Raw genomic sequence first — 20561 nt, forward strand, 5'->3', positions numbered from 1 at the left:
GCGCAAACTGCATCCGTCATCAAAACCCTTTCACATGAAGGATGCTTTCCGATGTTCACCCGCAGAGCCGCATTGATCAGCGCCGCCGCGACCGCCCTGATGCTGGCGACACCCGCCCTGGCTGCCGACGATCTCAAACTGCCGCGTCAAAAGGTCGAGCTGGTCGCTCCGCCGTTCGTGCATGCGCACGAGCAGGCGACCAAGCAGGGTCCCAAGATCATCGAGTTCAAGCTCACGATCGAGGAGAAGAAGGTCGTCATCGACGAGAAGGGCACGACCTTCCAGGCCATGACCTTCAACGGCTCGATGCCGGGCCCGCTGATGGTCGTGCATGAGGGCGACTACGTCGAGACGACGCTGGTCAATCCCGCGACCAACACCATGCCGCACAACATCGACTTCCACTCCGCGACCGGCGCGCTCGGCGGCGGCGCGCTCACCCTGATCAATCCCGGCGAGCAGGTCGTGCTGCGCTGGAAGGCGACCAAGACCGGCGTGTTCGTCTATCACTGCGCGCCGGGCGGCCCGATGATCCCCTGGCACGTCGTCTCCGGCATGAACGGCGCCGTGATGGTGCTGCCGCGCGAGGGACTGAACGACGGCAAGGGCCACGCGCTGAAGTACGACAAGGTCTACTATATCGGCGAGCAGGACATGTATGTGCCGCGCGACGAGAAGGGCAACTTCAAGTCCTACGACTCGCCGGGCGAGGCTTTCACCGACACCGAAGAGGTGATGAAGAAGCTGACGCCCACCCACGTCGTGTTCAACGGCAAGGTCGGCGCACTCACCGGCAAGAACGCGCTGACCGCCAATGTCGGCGAGAACGTGCTGATCGTGCACTCGCAGGCCAATCGCGACAGCCGTCCGCACCTGATCGGCGGCCATGGCGACTATGTCTGGGAGACCGGCAAGTTCGGCAATGCACCCGAGGTCGGGCTCGAGACCTGGTTCATCCGCGGCGGCTCGGCGGGAGCGGCGCTGTACAAATTCCAGCAGCCCGGCATCTACGCCTATGTCACGCACAATCTGATCGAGGCCGCCGATCTCGGCGCCACCGCGCATTTCAAGGTCGAAGGCAAGTGGAACGACGATCTGATGATGCAGGTGAAGGCGCCTGCGGAAATCCCGGCCGCCACCAACTAGAGACGACGAGGGGCCGGTCATCACCGGCCCCTCTTCTTTCGGGGGACGACGATGTTGATCGCATTCAAGCTGAAACTGCTACTCGCTTGCGCCGCGGGACTCGCAGGGCCGATCGCGGTGGCGCCACTGGTCTCGGACATGGCGGTGCACGGCACGGCGACGGAGCCCGCCATCGTCAGGGTCGCGCCGGGCAGCTTCGCCTATCGCGAGGCAGGCGACTTCACCCGCGCCGGGCAGCAGGCGGAAGTACCGCTGCGCGCGATGCGGTTCGAGAGGCCGCTGCACATCATGCGGAATCAGGTCTCGTCATCCGACTATCAGATCTGCGTGCAGGACGGCGCCTGCCGGGCGCTCGATCGCGGCGTGGCGGTCGCCATCGATCGTCCCGCGGTGCAGGTGAACTGGCACGACGCCGAGGCCTATGCCGGCTGGCTGTCGCGCAAGACCGGCAAGCATTACCGCCTGCCCAGTGACGAGGAATGGGCGTTTACAGCGGGCTCCCGATTCAAGGACGATGGCGCGCCGGTGGACCAGGACAATCCTTCGAAGCGCTGGATCAGCCGCTATGAGCGCGAGTCCGAGCGCGACCCCTTCGACACCGCGGCTCATCCGTTCGGCAGGTTCGGTGCGAACGAGCATGGCATCGAAGATCTCGCCGGCAATGTCTGGGAATGGACCTCGACCTGCTTCGTGCGCGCGCGGATCGACGAAGCCGGCAATGCCGGCCGCCCGACCGTCAACTGCGGCGTGCGCGTCGCCGAAGGCGCGCACCGTGCCTACGTCACCGACTTCATCCGCGACGCCCGCGCCGGCGGCTGCGCGCAGGGCGTGCCGCCCGCCAATCTCGGCTTCCGTCTGGTGCGCGAAGAGCCGTCGTGGGTCGCCAGCGTGTCGGCGCGTTGGGGCAAGGTGTGGGCGGCGAGGTCGTAGCGGGGCCAGACGCGCGAATTGGAAGGGCCGCCGCGCGTCCTCGCGCTCCGTCATTGCGAGCGCAGCGAAGCAATCCAGAATCTTTCGGCGGAGACAGCCTGGATTGCTTCGTCGCAAGAGCTCCTCGCAATGACGGGATTGGAGCGCGCGCTTGCGCTCGACTGTCACCGCTCATGCGGCGAAGTCAAATCGCCCGCGCGAACATGCGAAAGCCGGGCGCACCGATGATCGCCTCGAAGGCCGGATCGCGCTTCTCTTCCGCGAAGGCGAAGCCGGCCTTGGCGTAGGCGCGCTCGGCAGGCATGTTGCCGATCAGGAACGATATCGTCGTCCGTTTGAATCCGGCCGCCCGTCCCTGATCCAGCGCGTGCGCGATCAGCGCCTGCACGAGGCCGCGGCCACCATAGGCGGGATCGGTTGCGACATGCTCGATCATCCAGTCGCCCTCGCCGCCCTGAACCCAGCAGGCGCGCGTGTAGGTACCGCGCTGGCGGATGGCGGCGAGCTCGGAAGCAGGGAGCCCGGTCGCGGAAGCGACCTCCTCGATCGCGCGCCAGGCGGCAGGACCGGTGCCAGCCGCAGGCACGGCACAAAGCGCCGCGCCCGGCTTACCATCGACCTCTGCGATCCAGAACTGCGAGACGTGCCACATCGACACGGCGCGCGCGACCGCGACGCGCGCGATGAAATCGAGGCATTCCGCTTCGGGCCAGCCGAGCGCGACGTCGAACCAGCCGTGCGGCCGGTAGCCGCGCATCGATCGCAGGATGGTCAGTGCGATGAAATCGGCGTCGTCGGGACGCGCAGACCGTATCGTCATGCGCGCCCCCTTCGCGATCGCCTTACGAGTTCGTCAGCGCGACGCGGAATTCGGCTTCGGTCTTGGCCTTGACCTCGTCGAGCGAGACCCCGTCGGCGAGCTCGATCAGCGCCATGCCGCCGTCGCCGTGCTTGTCGATGGTGAAGACGGCAAGATCCGTGACGACCATGTCGACCACGCGCTCGCCGGTCAGCGGCAGAGTGCACTGCTTCAGCAGCTTCGAGCCGTCCTTGGCCGAATGCTCCATCACCACGACGACGCGCTTGACGCCGGCAACGAGATCCATCGCGCCGCCCATGCCCTTGACCATCTTGCCAGGGATCATCCAGTTGGCGAGATCGCCGTTCTGGGCGACCTGCATGGCGCCGAGGATCGACAGGTCCATGTGGCCGCCGCGGATCATGCCGAACGAGTCCGCGCTCGAGAAATACGAGGTCGAGGGCAGCTCGCTGACGGTCTGCTTGCCGGCGTTGATGAGGTCGGCGTCGACTTCGTCCTCATAGGGGAACGGCCCCATGCCGAGCATGCCGTTCTCGCTCTGCAGGCTGACGTCGACCCCCTCGGGGATGAAATTCGAGACCAGCGTCGGAATGCCGATGCCGAGATTGACGTAGTAGCCGTCGCGCAATTCCTTCGCGGCGCGCGCAGCCATCTGTTCACGGGTCCAGGCCATGTGATTCTCCTGCGCTTAGGCGGCGGTACGCGGGCGGGTGTTGCGGAATTCGATGCGCTTCTTGGCCGTGCCGACCTCGACAATGCGCTTCACGAAGATGCCGGGCGTGTGGATGTGGTCGGGATTGAGTTCACCGGCCGGAACCAGATGCTCGACCTCGGCCACGGTGATCTTGGCAGCGGTCGCCATCATCGGGTTAAAGTTGCGCGCGGTCTTGCGGTAGATCAGGTTGCCGGCTGTGTCGCCCTTCCAGGCGTGCACGATGGCGAGGTCGGCGAACAGGCCGCGCTCCATCAGGTACTTCTCGCCGTCGAACTCCTTCACTTCCTTGCCTTCGGCGATCAGCGTGCCGACGCCGGTCTTGGTGTAGAAGGCCGGGATGCCGGCGCCGCCGGCGCGGATGCGCTCGGCCAGAGTGCCCTGCGGATTGAATTCGAGTTCCAGCTCGCCGGCGAGGAATTGCTGGGCGAACAACTTGTTCTCGCCGACATAGGACGAGATCATCTTCTTGATCTGGCGGGTTTCGAGCAGGCGGGAAAGGCCGATGCCGTCGACGCCGGCATTGTTGGAGACCACCGTCAGGCCCTTGACGCCGGACTCGCGGATCGCGTCCGACAGCTCCTCGGCGATGCCGCAGAGGCCGAAGCCGCCCGACATGATCATCATGTTGTCTTTGAGAATGCCAGAGAGAGCCGACTTGGCGTCGGGATAGACCTTGTTCATGCAAAAAACCTTCGACTGAACCTTGGGCTGGCAGGCGTCGCGCCTTATTGGCGGCGATTATTAGGCGAAATCGTCCGAAGCCGTCAATGATACGGGGTTCTCCGCTCCGAGCGCCGGTGGTAGAAGCTGCCCACACCGTGGGCAGACCCGCCCGCGGCCTTGAAAGCGACAAGAAAACCCATCAAGTTGCGGGGGTTGGGAGTGGGCACGCAGGTTTCCCGGCCCGCCCTTCCGGCTCCAACGACCAACCCGACCAGGACATGCCATTGACCATGGCCCAAGGAATAAAGCGCCTCGGGACGCCGATCGCGGCGCTGCTCGGCGTCGCGCTGATCGCCCTGATCGCGACCTCATGGCTCATCAACCGCGACGCGCTGCGCAAGGCCGTGGAGGCGCAGATCCGCGACGTCACCGGGCTCGAGCTCAATGTCGCGGGCAACATCGACATCTCGGTGCTGCCGGCGAGCTACATCTCGTTCCATGACGTCGGCCTGAAGGGCGGCGGCACCAGCGATCCCGCACTCCATGTCGACGTGCTCACCGCCAATCTGCGGCTGCTGCCGCTGCTGCTGCAACGGTTCGAGATCGCCGACCTGACGCTGCTGCGGCCGCGCATCCATGTCAGCCTGAAGCCGGACGGCGAGAGCAACTGGACGCCCTTCATCCAGACCATCGCGCGGACCATGAAGCCGGGCGCCGACAACCAGGTCTCGTTCTCCGAGATCCGGATCCAGGACGGCGTCCTCAATTACGAGGATGCCGCCACCCACGCCACCGAGAAGTTCGAGGACATCGACCTGTCGCTGGCCTGGCCCTCGATCTCGCGTTCCTTCGCCGCGACCGGACAGTTCGACTGGCGCGGCGAGCGCGTCGACGGTTCGATCAGCTTTTCCGATTTCGTCGCCGCCCTCTCCGGCGACCGCTCGGGCCTGAAGGCGCGGATCGCCAGCACCCCGCTCAAGCTCGCCTTCGACGGCAGCGTCGCCAACCGCACCAGCCCGATGATGGAGGGCACGCTCACCATCGACAGTCCGTCCTTGCGCAACGCGCTGCGCTGGACCGGCCAGCCGCAGCCCGGCAGCGGCGGCTTCGGCCGCTTCGCGCTGAAGGCGCGCGCCAACGTCGTGGGCGCCTCGATCGCGCTCACCAACGTCAATGTCGAGCTCGACGGCAACACCGCCGAGGGCGTCATGACCTACGCCAACAACGGAAGGCAGACGCTGCAGGCGACGCTCGCCGCCGACGCGCTCGACTTCACGCCCTATATCTCCACCTTCCGCCTGCTCGCGAGCGGCGCGCGCGACTGGAACAGGCAGCTGTTCGACCTCAACGGCCTCTCGACCACCGACCTCGACATGCGCCTGTCGGCCGCCAGGCTGACGGTCGGCGCATCGAGGCTCGGCCGTACCGCGATCGGCGCCAATTTGCGCAACGGCACGCTGGCGCTTTCGGTCGGCGAGGCCCAGGTCTATGGCGGCATCGCCAAGGGCTCGTTCGGGATCGCGCGCTCCGACACCGTCGCCGACGTCAAGGCGCAATTCCAGTTCACCGATGTCGACCTCCAGGCCTGTGCCTCCGAGCTGTTCGGCCTCAACAAGCTGTCCGGCCGCGGCAACATCAACGTCTCCCTCGTCGCCTCCGGCTCGAGCCCGTTCGGCCTCGTGCAGTCGCTCGACGGCACCGCCACCGTGACCGGGCATGACGGCGCGATCGCCGGCATCAACGCCGAGCAGCTTCTGAAGCGGCTGGAGCGGCGGCCGCTGTCGGGCGGCGGCAATTTCCGCAACGGCTCGACGCCTTACGACAACCTCACCATCGCGTTGAAATTCGCCGACGGTGTCGCGACCGCCGAGGACATCCGCATCGAGGGACCTTCGGCGAAGATCACGCTGACCGGCACCGCGTCGGTGCCGACGCGCGAATACGACATGAAGGGCGTCGCGAGCCTCAACACGGCCTCGGGCTTCCAATTGCCCTTCGTGGTGCAGGGGCCCTGGGACGATCCCCTGATCTTCCCCGATTCGGAAGTCCTGATCCGCCGCTCGCCCTTCGCCGCGCCGCTGCTCAAGGGCAAGGACGACAAGAGCGGCGACACGGTGCGCTCGGTCATCGAGAAGATCACCGGCGTCAAGCGCCCCGCGCCCGCGGACTCGCCGACGGCCGAGAACACCAAAGAGAACGCGAAATCCAATTGAGGACGGATCGGCCGGCATCGGCCGATCGGCTGCGAATTGATCCGGCCGAATTGATGCGGCGATTGGATCGATGCACGCATTAAGCATCTCATCCCGTCCGCGCCCCCACGACCTAGGTCTGACAAGATGCCGCTAGATCGGCTCACCGCCATGCGCTAGTGTTTTATACGACCGGTTAAAAACTCCGGCCGTTTGAGGGAGAAAAACGTGAGATCCAAGGTTATTGGCGCAGTGTCACTGGCGGTCGCTGCGGCTGGGCTGTTTGCCGCCACTGCACCTGCCTTTGCGCAGCAGAAGACGATTACGGTCTGGTGGGGCAAGGGCTTCTACCGCTCCGAAGACGACGCGCTGATCGAGACGATCAAGAAATTCGAAGCCAAGACCGGCATCAAGGTCGAATTGTCGCAATACGCGATCCAGGACATGATTCCGAAGACGGTCGCCGCGCTCGATGCCGGCACCGTGCCCGATGTCGCCTATTCCGATTCCTATGACGTGCAGGCGCAGGGCAAGTGGGCCTATGAGGGCAAGCTCGAGGACCTCACCGACGTCATGGAGCCGATCAAGGACCGGTTCGTGCAGAACACGCTGGACGCCTCGATCCTGTACAACGACGTCACCAAGAAGAAGGCCTATTACGGCTTCCCGCTGAAGCAGCAGAGCATGCACGTCCAGATCTGGAACGACATGCTGGAGAAGGCCGGCTTCAAGGTGAGCGACATCCCGAACGACTGGTCGGGCTATTGGACGTTCTGGTGCGACAAGGTGCAGCCGGCGATCCGCAAGGCGACCGGCCAGCGCATCTATGCCGTCGGCCAGCCGATGGGCGTGGAATCCACCGACGCGTTCCAGTCATTCTACACCTTCATGGACGCCTACCACGTCAAGCTCGTCGATAATGACGGCAAGCTCCTCGTCGACGATCCCCAGGTGCGCGAGAACCTGATCAAGGCGATGAAGGACTACACCGACACCTACATCAAGGGTTGCACCCCGCCCTCCTCGACCACCTGGAAGGACCCGGACAACAACGTCGCCTTCCACAACAAGACCATCGTGATGACCCACAACTTCACGATCTCGATCGCCGCGAAGTGGTACGAGGATTCGCAGAACCAGGCCCTGACCCAGGAGCAGCGCGACGCCGGCAAGAAGGCCTATGAGCAGGACATCATCACGGCGTCCTTCCCGAAGGCGCCGGATGGTTCGACCATCCGCTACCGCTCCGACGTCAAGACCGGACTGATCTTCACCGCGGCCAAGAACAAGCCCGAGGCCAAGCAGTTCATCAGCTTCCTGCTCCAGGAAGAAAACGTCCGTCCCTACATCGAGGGCGCACTCGGCCGCTGGTTCCCGGTGACGAAGGAAAGCCAGGAAAGCCCGTTCTGGCAGGCTGACAAGCACCGCAAGGCTGTCTACGCGCAGTTCAAGGGCGGCACGGCAGCGTTCGACTTCACCAAGAACTGGAAATTCACCATTCTCAACAACGAGAACGTGTGGGCCAAGGCGATGAACCGTGTGGTCAGCGAGAAGGTCCCGGTCGACAAGGCCGTGGACGAGCTGATCGCCCGCATCAAGCAGGTCGCAGGTTAAGTCGTGCTACCCTCTCCCCGCTTTGCGGGGAGAGGTGTAAGAACAACACCGGCCGCGTTTCGCGGCCGGCTTCTCCTTGAAGAGTCCTAAAGAATGGCGATCACGCTCTCTGGCGATCAGGCACTCCCCGGCCCGCCCCTGTCGTCGCGGCTGACCCCGGCGCAGGTCTGGGGCATCATTCTGCTCGCGCCCTATCTGCTGGTTTTCCTCGCCTTCGTCGTCTATCCCGTCTGCTATGGGCTATGGCTGGCGCGCGCTCCGGCGAACTATGTCGCGCTCGCCAATGATCCGATCTTCGCGCGTGCCGCGGTCAACACGCTGATCTTCCTGGTCATCGGCATCAACATCAAGATGCTGATCGCGCTGTTCCTGTCCGGCTTCTTCGCCATGCAGCGCACCTGGATCAAATGGCTCTCGGTGATCTTCATCCTGCCCTGGGCGGTGCCGTCGATCCCGACCATCCTGTCGGTGCGCTTCATGCTCAACCCCGAATGGGGCGTGATCAACCACCTCATCTTCTCCTTCACCGGCGATGACGGCCCGAACTGGCTGAACGACCCGACCGTGGCGCTGAGCATGGCGATCGGCGTGCACATCTGGAAATCGCTGCCGTTCTGGACGCTGATCCTGATCACCGGACGCCTTGCGATCTCGCACGACCTGTTCGAGGCCGCCGAGGTCGACGGCGCGAGCTGGTGGCAGAAATTCCGCTACATCACCTGGCCGTCGATGCAGACGCTCTACGTCACCTGCACGCTGCTCTCGATGATCTGGACGCTCGGCGATTTCAACAGCGTCTATCTGCTCACCGGCGGCGGTCCGGCCGACCTCACGCATGTGCTGGCGACGCTCGGTATCCGCTATCTCCGGCTCGACCAGCTCTCGCTCGCGATGGCCTCCATCGTCTGCGCGATGCCGTTCGTCCTGCCGCTCGTGTACTTCATGATGAAACGGTTGTCGCGATGAAGCTTCCCTCTCTCCGTGACGTCGCGACGGAAGCGCGGCTGCTGCTGATCGGCATTCCCGTCTTCCTGTGGACGATGATCCCGATCTACCACATGTTCCTGTTCGCGATCTCTCCGAAGGAGGACGCGTTCTCGGGCAAGCTGTGGCCGGACCATCCGACGCTGCACAACTTCGAGATCGTGTTCAAGCAGCAGCACTACTTCTTGCGCGACTTCTACGTGCAGTTCTGGAATTCGACGCTGATCGCGGCCGCCGTCGGCGTGCTGACGCTGTTCATCGCGACCGCCGCGGCGTTCTCGATCTCGCGGCTGAAGGTGCCGGGCGGGCGCATGGTGCTGAACCTCGCGCTGTTCACCTATTTCATCCCCGCGGCGTTCCTCGCCGTGCCGATGTACCGCACCATGGGCAATTACGGCCTGCTCAACAATCACTGGTCGCTGATCCTGGCGATGGTGACGATCGCCAGCCCCTACGCGATCTGGGTGCTCAAGCAGGCCTCCGACAAGCTCCCCGTCGAGCTGGATGAAGCCGCGGTGATGGACGGCGCCACCACGCTGCAGATCTTCCGCCTGGTGTACCTGCCGCTGATGATGCCCTCGCTGGTCGCGATCGGCACCTATGCGGTGCTGCTGGCCTGGAACGAATATCTCTACGCGTTCCTGCTGCTCTCGAACGACCGCCAGATCACCCTGCCCGTGGCGCTCGGCAACTTCCTCGCCGCCGACGACTCGCCCTGGGAGCTGTTGATGACCACCGGCTTCATCTACGCGCTGCCGCCGGCCGCGGTCTATTACGCCTTCCGCCGCTACATGGTGGGCGGACTCACCGCGGGCGCGGTGAAGTCGTAAGCTTCAGAAGCACGCTCCCCGCGGCGCGCCCGTAGAAGGGCGGCCGCGGGGAGATGCTCTCATCCCGCCTTGCGCACCGTCTGCAGAAACTCCGCGACGTCCTTCTTGAGCGCGCGGGCCTGATCCTGCAATGCCGACGCGGCCGTGAGCGCGGCTTCGGCGCCGGCATCGGTCTCACCCGCCACGGTGCGGACGGCGCCGACCTGGTCGGTCACGGCAGTCGTGCCGTTCGCCGCCTGCTCGACATTGCGGGCGATCTCGCTGGTTGCCGCACCCTGTTCCTCGACGGCGGAGGCAATCGTCGTCGCGATCTCCGTCATCTCGGCGATGGTTCTGCCGATCTGGCCGATCGCAGCGACCGACTGTCCGGTCGAGTTCTGAATCTCGGCGACGAGCCCTGCGATCTCCTCGGTGGCGCGCGCGGTCTGGGTTGCGAGGCTCTTCACCTCGTTGGCGACCACGGCAAAGCCCTTGCCGGCGTCGCCGGCCCGCGCCGACTCGATCGTCGCATTGAGCGCCAGGAGGTTGGTCTGGCTCGCGATCGCCTGGATCAGCTGCACCACCGTACCAATCCGCTCGGCGGAATCCGAGAGCGCGCGCATCAGCGCCTCGGTCCGCGAGGCCTCTTCCTTGGCCTGGTCCGACACCGATACGGAGCGCGCGACCTGGCTCGAAATCTCCTTGATCGAGGCGGCGAGTTGATGCGTCGCGGCCGCAACGGTCTGCACGTTCGAGGACGCCTGGGCCGATGTCGCGGCGACCTGCTCGGCCAGCGAGCGGCCCCGCTCGGCGACGCGGGCGAGACTCGCGGCGCTCTGCCCCATCTCCTCGGCACGGCTGGAGACGCCGCCAATGACGCCCTCCATGCCGCTATCGAAGCGATCGGCAAGCTGCGCCATCATCGCCGCACGCTCTGTCTCTGCTGCGGCACGCTGCGCGGCAGACTCCTGCTCCATGCGTCGCACGGTCTGCGCGTTCTGACGGAACACTTCGACAGCGCCAGCCATGTGACCAATTTCGTCACCGCGCCCGCCGCCGGGGATCACCTCATCGAGCTCGCCCGCCGCGAGGCTCTGCATGCGCATGGTCATCTGGCCGATGGGCCGCGACACGCTGCGTCCGATCAACCAGGCCAGCAATGCGCCCAGCACGAGCGCGGACGCTGCGACTGTGAACACGAGATTGCGGGTCTGATCGACCGATCCAGCCGTCAACCGGCTCTGCTCGGTGCGCGTCGCGCCCAGAGCCCGGCTGATCTCCGCGGCCTTGGCGTCGATCGCACTGCTGGACTTGACCAGATCGGCCTGCGCCTTGCGCAGCTCGCCCATCGCGGCAGACAGCTCCGCCAGCGTCGCCGATTGGTCAGTGAGCACCTTCTTCAGGGCCGCGATCAGATTCTTCAGTCGCGGCGCCTCGATGTTGGCAATCTCCGCCTCGCTATCGGCCACCGCGGCCAGCACATAGCCAATCGTCAGCCCGGCATCGTCGGCATCGACCTGGGCCTGGGTGATAGTGTAACGCAGCACCGAGACCCGCATCGCATCCACCGTGCCGACCAGACGCAGGGGCTGGAGCAGACGGTCGGGCTGGTTGGCAAGCGCGACATTGATCGCGCCGACATCGAGACCAGCCGTGGCACCGAGCGCCTCGCTCTTGGTGCTTGCGTTGCGCAAACGGTCGACAGCGCCCGCGACTGCCGTGAAGGATTTTCGATAGGTCCCGAGCGCCTCCACCAGCGCGGCGCGGCCGGCGGCAATCGCCGGCAGGCGGCCGAACTGCTGATCGACCTGATCAAAGGTCTGGCCAAAGCCGTCGATCGCCTTGATGGCGCTGTCGCGATCGCCGAGATTGCGTGTGCGGACGAATTTCTCGACGGTGACGTTCGCCGTGAGCAGCGCAGCATGCACGCGCGCCATGCCGGCATCGCCGTCGGCGCTGGTCACGAGCTCTCCGACGGTGCCGCCAATCTCGGACAGCCGCATGACGGCGAGCAGCGCCAGCACGCAGAGGAAACCCAGCACCAGCGCGAAGCCGCCGAAGATGCGCGGGCGGATGCCGATGCGTGACAGGATCAATGACAGGTTCATGATGTTTCCCGCGCGATTACGGCGTCGCCCGGATCCGGGCGAGCAGATCCTTGCCGAAGCGCTTCTCGAACTCGGGCTCGAGAGGCTTCACGGCATCGATGAAGGGCTGGCGGTCGACCTTTTCGATGATCTCCATGCCGCCCTTGCGAAGCTCCTCGATTTTCTTCGTCTCCTCCGCGACGCCACTCTTCCAGGTCGCCTCCGCGCCGGCCTTTGCCGCGGCGATGATCGCGGCCTGGTCCGCGGGCGTGAGAGCCTGGAACGCATCGCGATTGGCAACGAAAGCAATGGGAGCGAAGAAATGCCCCGTCAGGCTGGCATATTTCTGCACCTCCTCGAGATGGCTGGCAGCAATCGTCGCGACCGGGTTCTCCTGCCCGTCGATACGGCCGTCCTTCAGTGCGGAATACACCAGCGTGAATTCCATCGGCACGACCTCGGCGCCCAGCGCCTTGAAGGTCATCTGATAGACCTCGTTCGGGAGCACGCGGATCTTCAGGCCCTTGAGATCCGCAGGTGTCTGTATCGGCCGCTTCGAATTGGTGACGTTGCGAAAGCCCTGCTTGCCGATCGCGAGCAGCACCAATCCCTTGTCGGCAAAATGCTTGGCGAACAGCGCGCCGACCGGCCCGTCAGCGACCGCCTTGGCCTGCGCCGCATCGCGGAACAGGAACGGCACGTCGAACACGCCGAACTCCGGCACGGCCGAGCTGACCACCGAGCCGGACAGCGTCGCCATGTCGACCACGCCACTGCGCATGGCGGCCAGGATCGCCGTCTCGCTGCCCATCGCGTTGCCGGCGCGTGCATCGAGGATGATGCGGCCCTGTGCGGTCTCGGCGAGCCTGCGGCGGAATTCGTCGGAGCCGATCTGCTGCGGCGACTGCGGCGAACCGTTGTACACCAGCGACACCATCTGCGTCGCAGCAGCCGACGGCCGAACAGTGAGACAGAGTAACGCCAGAACAATGCTGGCCACACCAATATAAAGCCGCTTCATCGCCCTCTTCCCCAAGCGAGGCGACAATAGCCAGATAAGCTATATGAATTGTTAACTATGTTAGGTGGTGCCTGAGCACCATATATATGATGAGTTTTACGCCTACAGCGGCGCCGCGCTCTCGCCCTGCAAGCTCGACAGTTTCGAGGCGAGCGAGGCGATCACGATCACCACCGCGATCAGGCCGATCACCAGCGTGCAGATCGCGTTGATCTCCGGCTTCACACCGAGCCGCACCTCCGAATAGATCCGGATCGGCAGCGTCGCCGAGCCGGGGCCGGTGGTGAAGCTGGCGATCACGAGATCGTCGAGCGAGAGCGTGAAAGCCAGCATCCAGCCCGCGACTATCGCGGGCGCGATCAGCGGCAGGGTGACGGACACGAACGCGCGGACCGGATTGCAGCCGAGATCCATCGCCGCCTCCTCCAGCGAGCGGTCGAGCGAGCCGAGACGGGACTGCACCACCACCGCGACGAAGCACATGGTCAGCGTGGTGTGGGCGATCGTCACCGTCCAGAAGCCGCGCTCGGCGTTGAGCGCCACGAACAGCAGCAGCAGCGACAGTCCCGTGATCACCTCCGGCATCACCAGCGGCGCATAGAGCATGCCGGAGAACAGCGTGCGGCCGCGGAACCGCTCGCCGCGCGAGAGCGCGACGGCCGCGAGCGTGCCGAGCAGCGTCGCAATGGTCGCGGAGGCGACCGCGACCCGCAGGCTCATCCAGGCCGCCTCGATCATGGCGCGGTCGTTGAGGAACTCGCGGTACCAGCGCAGCGACCAGCCGCCCCACACCGTCACCAGCCGCGAGGCGTTGAAGGAATAGATGACGAGGATCAGGATCGGCAAATAAAGGAACGCCAGCCCCAGCGCGAGCGAGGCGATGTTGAAGCGGGACAGGCGGGAGACCTTGCGCATCGCCTCAGCGCCCCTGTTCCAGCTGCCGCTTCTGCAGCCGTTCGTACAGCAGCAGCGGCAGCAGCAGCACCACCAGCAGTACGATCGCCGCGGCGGAGGCGACCGGCCAGTCCTTGTTGGTGAAGAATTCGAGCCACAGGGTCTGGCCGATCATCAGCGAATTGGAGCCGGCCAGGAGGTCCGGGATCACGAACTCGCCGACGATGGGAATGAAGCACAGCAGCACGCCGGCGCCGACGCCGGGCAGCGACAGCGGAAAGGTGACGAGCCAGAACACCTGCCAGGGCGGCGCGCCGAGATCGGAGGCCGCCTCTTCCAGCGCCGGCTCCATCTTGGCGAGCGTGGCGTAGAGCGGCAGGATCATGAACGGCAGATAGGAATAGACGATGCCGATATACATCGCGCCGTCGGTGGAGAGCCACACCACCGGCTGGCCGACCAGATGCAGCGCCAGCAGGATCTGGTTGAGCAGGCCGTCATGCTGGAGGATATTGATCCAGGCATAGATGCGGATCAGGAACGAGGTCCAGAACGGCACGATCACCAGCACCATCGCCACCGCCTGCCAGCGCTTCGGCAAGCGCGCCATGCCATAGGCGATGGGATAGCCGATCAGCAGCAACAGCGCGGTCGCCGTGACGGCGACGGTGAGGCTGCGCACATAGGCGAACACGTAGATGTCGTCGGAGCCGAGCAGCCTGAAATTGTCGATCGACAGCGCGCCAAAGGCGGACTTCAGCGCCTCCCATCCCGCGGTCAGGTCGAACACCGGCTCGTACGGCGGCTGCGCGATCGCGGTCTGCGACAGGCTGATCTTCAGCACGAAGGCGAACGGCACCAGGAAGAACAGCACCATCCAGACATAGGGCGCGATCGCGGCGAAGCGCGCAGGCCTTGCGAAGATGCGGCGGGCGCTCATGACGGCAGCACCACGCAATCATCAGGCGTGAACCAGGCGACGACATGCTGGTTCAGGCTGAAGGCGTCAACGTCGAGGCGCGCGCTGTTGGCGACGGAGGCCTCAATCATCCCGCCCGTGTCGAGCTTCACCTTGTAGGTGGTGGTGCCGCCGAGATAGCAGATGTCGGCGATCACGCCGTCGAGCGCGTTGATCGCGGTTTCACGACCGGCCTCGCTCACGGGCGCACGCCGCGACAGCTTGACCTTCTCGGGGCGGATCGCGATCGCAAATTTTCCTGCGCCGACCGGTTCGCGCGGCTCGGCCACCACCAGCGGACCCGCATCACGCGTGCCGATGACCAGACGATGACCGTCGCGCAATTTGGTCTCGCCGTCGAACAGGTTGATGTCGCCGACGAACTCAGCGATCCAGCGCGAGCGCGGCGCCTCGTAGAGCTCGCGGGGACGCGCGACCTGGGCGAGCTTGCCTGATTTCATCACGCCGATCCGGCTCGCCATCGTCATCGCCTCCTCCTGGTCGTGGGTGACGATGATGAAGGTCGTGCCGAGCCGGCGCTGCAGCTCCATCAGCTCGCCTTGCGTGCTCTCGCGCAGCTTCTTGTCGAGGGCTGCGAGCGGCTCGTCGAGCAGCAGGAGTTGCGGCCGGCGCGCCAATGCACGCGCCAGCGCCACACGCTGGCGCTGGCCGCCGGAGAGCTGGTCCGGCTTGCGCTTCTCAAGACCCTCGAGCTTCACCAGCGCGACCATCTCGGCAACGCGGGTGGCGATCTCGGCACGCGCCATGCCGGCACGCTTCAGGCCGAAGGCGATGTTGTCACGCACGGAGAGGTGCGGGAACAGGGCGTAGTTCTGGAACATCATGTTGATCGGACGCTCATGCGGCAGCGCCTGCGCGATGTCCTTGCCGTCGAGCAAAATGCGTCCCTCGTCCGGCGACTCGAAGCCGGCGAGCATGCGCAAGAGCGTGGTCTTGCCGCAGCCGGAGGGCCCGAGCAGCGCAAAGAACTCGCCGGCCTTGATGTCCAGCGAGACGCCGTCCACCGCCCGGAACGTCCCAAAGGTCTTGGCGACGTTCTCGATGCGCAATAGCGGCTGGCCCGCAGAAAGCGCATTTCCGCCGGCTGCCGCCGCGGCGCCTGTTCTGGGCAACTCGTCCGTCATGGTCCCTGCCAACCCCGATTCCGCCGCACGCTAGCGGCCGATCGGCCCCAGCTCAACCGCTTCGGGGGGAAGACCGTCCCAGATAGGCGTTCGTACATTGCAGCCCTGTAGCCCGGATGGAGCGTCAGCGTAATCCGGGGCAGTCCATCGTTGGTAAGACTTTCCCGGATTGCGCTTCGCTCCATCCGGGCTACGGCACTGCCTAGCTCACATTCGCCATGAACGCCGCCAGCGCATCGCGGTCGGCGGCCAGCATCGTCAGGCCAAGCTTGGAGCGGCGCCAGAGGATATCCTCCGGAAAGCGTGCCCATTCGTGGGTCATCAGGTAGCGCACCTCGGCGGCGGTCAGCTCGGGACCGAAGGCCTGGCCGAGATCGTCGCGGGTCTTCGCCTCGCCGAGCACGGCCGATAGCCGCGAGCCGTAGGCCGCGACCAGGCGCTGGGCCTGCGGCTCGGTGAGAAAGCGCCAGTGATCGCGGGCGAGGTCGACCTCGGTGTCGAAACGATCCCAGGCGAAATCGCCTCCGGGCAGCGGTGCACCCGCCGTCCAGGGGCGCGACATCGGATAGAACGGCGTCAGGCGCGTCACCGCGCGCTCGGCGCGCAGGCGCGAGGTGGTGACGTCGCCGCCGAACATCGTGATCAGCGGCGCCTTGCGCCGGCGTGCGTGGAACAGCGTCGTGCCGTCGCGCCCGCGCGCGGACGCCAGCGTCAGGTTGACGCCGGAGACCGTGCGGACCACGTCGGTCGGGGCGACGCGCTCGCGGAAATAGCGGCTCGCCGCCTCGCAGAGATAGCTGACGTCGGCTCCCTGCATCGCCACGATGGCGGGATCGCCGGTGAACGCATGCGTGACCGTGCCGATCAGCGTGAAGTCGCGCTCGAAGGGCTGTGCGAAGATCAGCCGTCCATCGCTGTTCTGGAAGACGTAGACATTGTCGGACTCGAATAGCCGGGGCACGATGATCTGGCTCATCTGCGTGGCCGCCATCGCAGGCTGCGGCTGCCGCAGCACGGTGTCCGCGACCAGCGGGGTCCAGGCGCCGGTGGTGTTGGCGAGCGCACGCGACGTGATGGTGCGGCGATGGCCGCGATCGACCACCGCGAGCCGCCAGGTGTCGGTCCTGTCGGCCCGCACGCAGCGCGCCCCGGTGCGGATCGCGGCGCCGCGTTCGGCTGCGTCCAGCGCCGTGAGCACCACCAGGCGGGAATCGTCGACCACGCAGTCCGAATATTCGAACGCCATGCCGAACGGGCGCTTCAGCGCGTTACCGACCGGATGATGCGTGATGTCGAGGGTCCCTGACGGTAGCAGGCCGCCTCGCTTCGTTAGGCCGTCATAGACATAAAGGCCGGCGCGCAGCAGCCAGGGCGGGCGTTCCTCGGAATGGGCGGGGATGACGAAACGCATCGGCCGCACCAGATGCGGGGCGATGGCGAGCCAGGTCCGGCGCTCGGCCAGCGCCCGGCGCACCCGCCAAAAGCCGCGGCGTTCCAGCACCGACAGATCGCCATGGATCAGCCGCGGCGTCGCCGACGAGGCCGCGCCGCCGAGATCGCCCTGTTCCAGCAGAATGACGCGCAGGCCGCGGCCGGCCGCATCGCGGGCGAGACTGACACCGTTCAGGCCGCCGCCGATGATCGCAAGGTCGTAATCCGCCATGAAGCCGTCAGATGAGAGGATAGGCTCTCATCACTAGAGCCATTTCCGTTCCGATGAAATCGGAACGGGGCTCTAGATTTTTGCTTTTTACGCGTTTTCCTGACGCGAACCGGCGGCCACTTCGCTCGAAAACGCACTAGCCGGTCTTGAGCGCAAGCTCCATGGTCTCGGCGCGGCCGACGAGGCCGGCATATTTGCCGATCGGCAGCGGCTTGCCGAGCAGATAGCCCTGCACGCCGTCGCAGCCTTCCTTGGCGAGGAAGGCGAGCTGCTCGACGGTTTCGACGCCCTCGGCAATGATCGACATTTCGAGGCCGTGGCCGAGATCGATCACGGCGCGGACGATCGCGGCCGATTGCGGATTGCGGCCGAGATTGATGATGAAGGCGCGGTCGATCTTGATCTTGTCGAACGGGAACGCCTGGAGATAGCTCAGCGAGGAATAGCCGCTGCCGAAATCGTCCATGGAGATGCGCACGCCGAGCGCCTTCAGCCGGCGCAGCAGCGCCAGGCCGCGATCAAAATCCTCGATCAGCACGCCCTCGGTGATTTCGAGCTCGAGCCGGCCGGGCGCGAGGCCCGTCTCGATCAGGATCGAATGGACGAGCCCGACCACGTCGCCGTGCATGAACTGCGCCGGCGACAGGTTGACCGCGACCTGGAGCGGATTCGGCCAGGACGCCGCCTCACGGCAGGCCTCGCGCAGGATCCACTCGCCCATCTCGACGATCAGGCCGCTCTCCTCCGCGATCGGGATGAATTCGGCCGGCGAGACCTGGCCGCGCACCGGATGCTGCCAGCGCGCTAGCGCTTCGAAGCCGATGATGTCGCTTTCGGCGACGCTGTGACGCGCGACGCCCTGCGGCTGGAAGGCGAGCGAGAGCTCGCCGTTCTTGATCGCCATCGACAGGTCCTGGTGCAGCACGCGGCGGTCGCGGATCTGCTGGTCCATCTCCGGCTGGTAGAGGCTGATCGTGCCGCGCGACTTCTGCTTGGCGCGGAACAGCGCCGCACCGGCATTGGCGAGCAGCGAGGCGGCGTCAGCGCCATTGTGCGGGAAGATCGACATGCCGGTGGTGACGCCGGCGCGGACCGGCCGGCCGTCGATCTGGAATTCCTGGGCGACGGCCTCGCCGATCTGCCGCGCCAGCGAAAGCCCCGCCTCCGGCTGCTTGCCGTCGATGATGAGACCGAATTCGTCGCCGGACAGGCGTGCCACCACGCCGCCGCGTGCGGAATCCTGGAGCCGCTGGGCCACCTCGATCAGGAGCTTGTCGCCAAGCGCATGACCGAAGACGTCGTTGACCTCCTTGAGGCCGTCGAGATCGACGCAGAGGACGGCGAACTCCTCGCCGGTGCCTTCGCAGGCCTCGATCATCTGGGTCAGCGCCTGGAGGAAGGCGGCGCGGTTCGGCAAGTCCGTCAGGCCGTCGTGATAGGCCATGTGCGCCATGCGCGACTCGGTCTGCCGGCGGTCGGTGACGTCCTCGTGGGTCTTGATCAGATATTGCGGCTCGCCGGCATCGCTCAGCACCGTGGCGCGGCGGGTCAGGAACAGCCGCAGGCCGTCCTTGGTGGAGATCGGATGCTCTTCCGTGATCATGCCACGCTTCTTGATCGCGGCCTCGTCGCGCGCGATGATCAGCTTGGCTTCCTTGGCATTGAAGATGTCGGACGCCGTCAGGCCCGTGGCTTCCTCGCGCCTGCGGTTGAGGATCGTCTCGGCGCTGCGGTTGGCGAGCAGATAGCGGCCGTCCTTGACCTGTTCGACGATCAGCGCCACCGGGATGTTGTCGACCACGAGCTCCAAGAACTTCTTCGTGCTCTCCAGCTCCTGCGACAGCGAGCGGCGGTCGGTGATGTCCTCGAACACCAGCATCAGGAATTCGGGCTTGTTGCTCTCGTTGCGGACCACGATCCGGATCGAGGCCACCATGCGGCGCTCGCCGCCGCGCTCGACCTCGAACTCGTTGCGATATTGGCCGTCCGGCGCCAGCAGTGCGGTCCGGTCGGTCGCCTCGATGCTCGCGGCCGATTTCGGCGCGAACAGCTCGCGCGCGTTCTTGCCGACGACGTGGTCGCGCGAAAAGCCCCAGAAGCGCTCATAGGCGCTGTTGGCGAAGATGTAGCGGCCGTCCTCGATGTTCTTGGCCGCGACGCAGGCCGGCACGTTGTCAAGCACCGTTTCCAGGAACTGCTTGGTGGAGGCGAGCTGCCGCGACAGCTTGCGCTGCTCGCTGACGTCGAGATGGGTCGCCACCGACCCGCCGTTCGGCAGGATGAAATATTTGACCAGGATGGCCCGGCCGTCAGGCAGCTCGGTGACCAGGCCGTTGGGGCTCGCCGCCTTTTCGTAGAACTCGTCGTCGGAGGCGCCGCCAAGCACGCCGCGTTTGCGGCGCAGCTCGAGGAGCTCGTAGCCGTTCATGTCGGCCCAGAGATCCGACCGCGAGAGGCCGTAGATCTCGAGATAGCGGTCGTTGCAGAAGATGATGCGCCGCTGCGCATCGGTCATCACCACGCCCTGGTTGAGATTGTTCATGGCGGAGGAGACGAAGGCATTGCGCCGCAACTGCAGGCGCCTGGTCCGCCGCAGCGAGGAATGGATCCACAGCACAATCGCGGCGAGGAACGCGCAGATCGCGATGCCCGCGATCAGGGCCTCCCACACCACGTTGGGATCGAGCTGGCCGAGATAGCTCGGCGGGGCGAAGCTGTCCGAAAGGGCATAGGCGCGCGCGGGCGCCACCGCGCCGGCCAGGCACACGACGGCCTGCACAGCAATCGGAAGCGTGCTGCCCTCGTGCCAGTTCTTCTCAGCCATCAGCCACCCGCGATTTCAACGTCGGATTGTCTGGCCTCGCGCGTTTGGATCGGGTAAACGCCTGTACGCGCAACAGAAAAATGTGACGTGAAATAC

General features: G+C 65.5%; 16 protein-coding genes. 6 read left to right on the forward strand and 10 right to left on the reverse strand.

All coding sequences use genetic code 11. The features are described 5' to 3' along the window. The first annotated feature begins 51 nt into the window (after window positions 1-51). Both nirK and AAFG16_RS42210 read left to right on the forward strand, forming a co-directional pair. Window positions 52-1146, forward strand: a complete 1095-nt coding sequence (gene nirK / locus AAFG16_RS42205) for a copper-containing nitrite reductase (RefSeq protein ID WP_283082093.1) — start codon at window positions 52-54, stop codon at window positions 1144-1146. Between the two features lie 51 nt (window positions 1147-1197). After that, window positions 1198-2076 (forward strand): SUMF1/EgtB/PvdO family nonheme iron enzyme, encoded by an 879-nt coding sequence (locus AAFG16_RS42210; protein ID WP_342734817.1) that lies wholly within the window; start codon window positions 1198-1200, stop codon window positions 2074-2076. Between the two features lie 184 nt (window positions 2077-2260). Here the strand turns inward: AAFG16_RS42210 and AAFG16_RS42215 are convergent, their stop codons facing one another. From AAFG16_RS42215 to AAFG16_RS42225, 3 genes are read right to left on the reverse strand one after another with little or no spacing between them, the layout of a single operon-like run. Continuing rightward, window positions 2261-2896 carry a GNAT family N-acetyltransferase gene (locus AAFG16_RS42215; protein WP_342734819.1) on the reverse strand — a complete coding sequence of 212 codons (636 nt, stop codon included), beginning with the start codon at window positions 2894-2896 and terminating at the stop codon, window positions 2261-2263. Between the two features lie 22 nt (window positions 2897-2918). Beyond that, window positions 2919-3569 carry a CoA transferase subunit B gene (locus AAFG16_RS42220; RefSeq protein ID WP_342734821.1) on the reverse strand — a complete coding sequence of 217 codons (651 nt, stop codon included), beginning with the start codon at window positions 3567-3569 and terminating at the stop codon, window positions 2919-2921. Between the two features lie 15 nt (window positions 3570-3584). Then, window positions 3585-4292, reverse strand: a complete 708-nt coding sequence (locus AAFG16_RS42225; RefSeq protein WP_018317833.1) for a CoA transferase subunit A — start codon at window positions 4290-4292, stop codon at window positions 3585-3587. 272 nt (window positions 4293-4564) lie between these two features. Between AAFG16_RS42225 and AAFG16_RS42230 the strand changes: the two genes are divergently transcribed. From AAFG16_RS42230 to AAFG16_RS42245, 4 genes are all read left to right on the forward strand, one after another. Then, window positions 4565-6487: an AsmA family protein gene (locus AAFG16_RS42230; protein ID WP_342734825.1), complete on the forward strand. Its 1923-nt coding sequence runs from the start codon at window positions 4565-4567 to the stop codon at window positions 6485-6487. Window positions 6488-6694: 207 nt separating this feature from the next. Next, a complete protein-coding gene (locus AAFG16_RS42235; RefSeq protein ID WP_283082098.1) occupies window positions 6695-8080 on the forward strand; it encodes an ABC transporter substrate-binding protein in 1386 nt (461 codons plus the stop codon). A 93-nt stretch (window positions 8081-8173) separates the two neighbouring features. Further along, window positions 8174-9046: a sugar ABC transporter permease gene (locus tag AAFG16_RS42240; RefSeq protein WP_283082099.1), complete on the forward strand. Its 873-nt coding sequence runs from the start codon at window positions 8174-8176 to the stop codon at window positions 9044-9046. Next, window positions 9043-9894 carry a carbohydrate ABC transporter permease gene (locus tag AAFG16_RS42245; protein WP_145680376.1) on the forward strand — a complete coding sequence of 284 codons (852 nt, stop codon included), beginning with the start codon at window positions 9043-9045 and terminating at the stop codon, window positions 9892-9894. Before AAFG16_RS42240 ends, AAFG16_RS42245 begins: the two co-directional genes overlap by 4 nt. 59 nt (window positions 9895-9953) lie before the next feature. Here AAFG16_RS42245 and AAFG16_RS42250 read toward each other — a convergent pair whose 3' ends face one another. From AAFG16_RS42250 to AAFG16_RS42280, 7 genes are all read right to left on the reverse strand, one after another. Then, the gene (locus AAFG16_RS42250) at window positions 9954-11981 is read right to left on the reverse strand and encodes a methyl-accepting chemotaxis protein (protein WP_342734830.1); all 2028 of its coding nucleotides are present in this window, start codon (window positions 11979-11981) and stop codon (window positions 9954-9956) included. A 16-nt stretch (window positions 11982-11997) separates the two neighbouring features. Continuing rightward, window positions 11998-12981: a TRAP transporter substrate-binding protein gene (locus AAFG16_RS42255; RefSeq protein ID WP_342734832.1), complete on the reverse strand. Its 984-nt coding sequence runs from the start codon at window positions 12979-12981 to the stop codon at window positions 11998-12000. 102 nt (window positions 12982-13083) lie between these two features. Continuing rightward, window positions 13084-13896: an ABC transporter permease subunit gene (locus tag AAFG16_RS42260; RefSeq protein ID WP_342734834.1), complete on the reverse strand. Its 813-nt coding sequence runs from the start codon at window positions 13894-13896 to the stop codon at window positions 13084-13086. 4 nt (window positions 13897-13900) lie between these two features. Then, window positions 13901-14815: an ABC transporter permease gene (locus tag AAFG16_RS42265; protein WP_342734836.1), complete on the reverse strand. Its 915-nt coding sequence runs from the start codon at window positions 14813-14815 to the stop codon at window positions 13901-13903. Further along, window positions 14812-15978, reverse strand: a complete 1167-nt coding sequence (locus tag AAFG16_RS42270; protein WP_342734838.1) for an ABC transporter ATP-binding protein — start codon at window positions 15976-15978, stop codon at window positions 14812-14814. The genes AAFG16_RS42265 and AAFG16_RS42270 overlap by 4 nt, the downstream gene beginning before the upstream one ends. Window positions 15979-16180: 202 nt before the next feature. Continuing rightward, complete coding sequence (locus AAFG16_RS42275; protein ID WP_342734840.1) at window positions 16181-17641, reverse strand: glycerol-3-phosphate dehydrogenase; 1461 nt, start codon at window positions 17639-17641, stop codon at window positions 16181-16183. A 136-nt stretch (window positions 17642-17777) separates the two neighbouring features. Beyond that, window positions 17778-20465, reverse strand: coding sequence for an EAL domain-containing protein (locus AAFG16_RS42280; protein ID WP_283082107.1), 2688 nt, complete (start codon window positions 20463-20465; stop codon window positions 17778-17780). Window positions 20466-20561 lie beyond the last annotated feature (96 nt).

The sequence above is a fragment of the Bradyrhizobium sp. B117 genome, from assembly GCF_038969555.1.
GTDB lineage: Bacteria > Pseudomonadota > Alphaproteobacteria > Rhizobiales > Xanthobacteraceae > Bradyrhizobium.